The sequence below is a fragment of the Magnetococcales bacterium genome (assembly GCA_015231925.1).
GTDB lineage: Bacteria > Pseudomonadota > Magnetococcia > Magnetococcales > JADGAQ01 > JADGAQ01.
The window spans coordinates 1-2,301 of the sequence record JADGAQ010000347.1; the positions used below are offsets into that span (position 1 = coordinate 1).

The following is a 2,301-nucleotide window of genomic DNA, read 5'->3' on the forward strand; positions in this document are numbered from 1 at the left end:
GGAAAGCACCGTGCCAACCGCTCCCCCGGAGGCCAGCCATGAGCCAACAGGATGATCTGCCCATCTTCGTCAAATGGATGGACTTCCTGAAGTGGCTGCTGCCCACCACTGAGAAGTTCCCCCGCCGGGTACGCTTCACCTTCGCCGACCGCATCGACACCCTGGCCCTCGACCTGGTGGAGGACCTGGTGGAAGCCCGCTACGCCCACCGCAAACAGGAAATCCTCAAACGCGCCAATCTGCGCCTGGAAAAAATCCGCGTCCTGTTGCGCCTCTGCCACGAACAGCACTATCTTTCCCATGATGCCTTCGAATACGCCGTGCGCCATCTCCTGGAGATCGGGCGGATGCTCGGCGGCTGGATGAAACAGCAGGAGGAAAACCGATGAACCTTGCCGAAGAGATTCAACAGGAACTGCGCCGCCTGCCGGAACCACTGGCTCGTGAGGTGTTGGATTTCATCGGTTATCTGGAATTCCGCCATGGTTTGACGAAATCCACCACCACCGGAAACCTTTGGCAGGATGGGGCCTCCTCCGTTGCCGAGACCCTTGCCGCATTCCGTGGCAGCGGCAAGGGCGGTACCACGAAACGCCTCCTGATTGACCGTCAGCAGGATCGCGAGCAGGAAGCATGAGCCGATTCCTCCTCGATACCTCCGCATTGTTGGCGTTGCGCGACGATGAACCGGGAGCCGAAAGGGTCGCCGGTCTGCTTGAGGCTGCCACCTCCGGGACAGAAATCTGTTATGGCTGTTTCATCTCGTTGATGGAAATCCTCTATCGTGTCTGGAAAGACGAGGGCGAAGAAGCCGGACGTTTGGCCTATCGCCGCTGCCTCGAACTGCCCATCGACTGGATTCACGAGTCATCCTCGCTTCTGGAAAACGCAGCCCGTATCAAGGCTACCCATTCCCTTTCCCTGGGCGACTCCTGGATCGCCGCCGCAGCCCTGCAGGCCAACGCCATCCTCATCCACAAGGATCCAGAATTCATCAACCTGAAGGAAGTGGCCCAGGAACCGCTCCCCTGGAAATAGCGACCACCCTCCGTGCGAAGTCACTGAACCTCATGTTCCGCTCCGGAAACCTCTTCGACCGCATCGTCTGCTTCACCAACCTCTGGCAGGCAGCCCACAAAGCCTGGCGCGGCAAGAAAGACAAAACCCGCATCGCCCATTTCTACTTCGCCCTGGAGGTGGAACTCCTCTCCCTCCAGGAAGAGTTGCAAAGCGGGAGCTGGTCTCCCCGACCCTATCGCACCTTCGAGGTCTTCGAACCAAAACGCCGCAAGATCGCCGCCGCAGACTTCCGCGACCGGGTGGTGCATCACGCCATCATGAACCTGCTGGAACCCGTATTCGAACGCAGCCTCATTTCTCGCACCTTCGCCTGTCGCCTCGGCAAGGGCACTCACGCCGCCGTGCGATATGCCCAGGATCTCGGCAGAAGGCATGCCTTTTTCCTGAAATGCGACGTGCAAAAATATTTCGAGAGCATGGATCAGTCCATTCTCAAAACTCTGCTGCGCAGGCACCTCAAGGACGCCCGCCTGTTGACTCTGCTGGACCGGATCATCGACCACGCCCCACCCGACCATGCTCCCGGCAAAGGCGTTCCCATCGGCAACCTCACCAGCCAGCACTTCGCCAACCTCTACCTGAGCGAGTTGGACCACTTCGTCACCGACCGCCTCGCCGTTCCAGGCTACGTGCGCTACATGGACGACTTCCTCTTTTTCGGCCCGTCGAAATCTTTCCTCCACGGCATACACGGTGAGGTTCGGCAATTCCTGGCCGACAAGCTCTCCTTGAAACTCAAGGAGAGCGCCACGCTCATGGCCCCGGTCGAACAAGGTATGCCTTTTTTGGGATGCTGCGTCTTTCCTGGAACTGTCCGCTTGCAGCCAAAAGGAGCGGCCCGATTTCGGCACAAAACCCGTGAAAGGGAGCAGGCTTTCCGGCATGGGCAAATCGATGAAGGATTGCTTTCCCTCTCCGTGGGCAGCATGATCGGCCACATGGCCCATGCCGACACACGGTCCCTGCGTCAGCGACTGTTCTCGGATTCCTTGGGCCTGGGATGACGGTACAAGGGGCTCCAACCGGGTGAATCGGGGCGGCAGCTGGAACAACAACCCGGCCAACGTCCGCTCCGCCAATCGCAACAACAACTCGCCCGACAACCGGAACAACAACCTGGGCTTCCGCCTTTCGAGTACAAACCACTCGCCAGACAGGCAGGGTTCACGGACCCTGTCTCCGCGCACAAGGTTTGTCCAACCCGTCATCCCGCGCCAGTGC

General features: G+C 59.5%; 5 protein-coding genes. All 5 read left to right on the forward strand.

Annotation, left to right across the window (positions count from 1 at the left end):
• The first annotated feature begins 38 nt into the window (after window positions 1-38).
• On the forward strand, window positions 39-389 hold the full coding sequence (avd, locus tag HQL56_19650; GenBank protein MBF0311732.1) for a diversity-generating retroelement protein Avd: 351 nt from the start codon (window positions 39-41) through the stop codon (window positions 387-389).
• Window positions 386-637, forward strand: coding sequence for a DUF2281 domain-containing protein (locus HQL56_19655; protein ID MBF0311733.1), 252 nt, complete (start codon window positions 386-388; stop codon window positions 635-637). Before avd ends, HQL56_19655 begins: the two co-directional genes overlap by 4 nt.
• Entirely contained in the window at window positions 634-1,038 is a 405-nt protein-coding gene (locus HQL56_19660; protein ID MBF0311734.1) for a PIN domain-containing protein, read from the forward strand. Before HQL56_19655 ends, HQL56_19660 begins: the two co-directional genes overlap by 4 nt.
• A gap of 32 nt (window positions 1,039-1,070) precedes the next feature.
• Entirely contained in the window at window positions 1,071-2,084 is a 1,014-nt protein-coding gene (locus HQL56_19665) for a group II intron reverse transcriptase domain-containing protein (protein MBF0311735.1), read from the forward strand.
• On the forward strand, window positions 2,026-2,301 hold a 276-nt coding region (locus HQL56_19670; GenBank protein ID MBF0311736.1), incomplete at its 3' end, for an SUMF1/EgtB/PvdO family nonheme iron enzyme. The genes HQL56_19665 and HQL56_19670, both read left to right, overlap by 59 nt.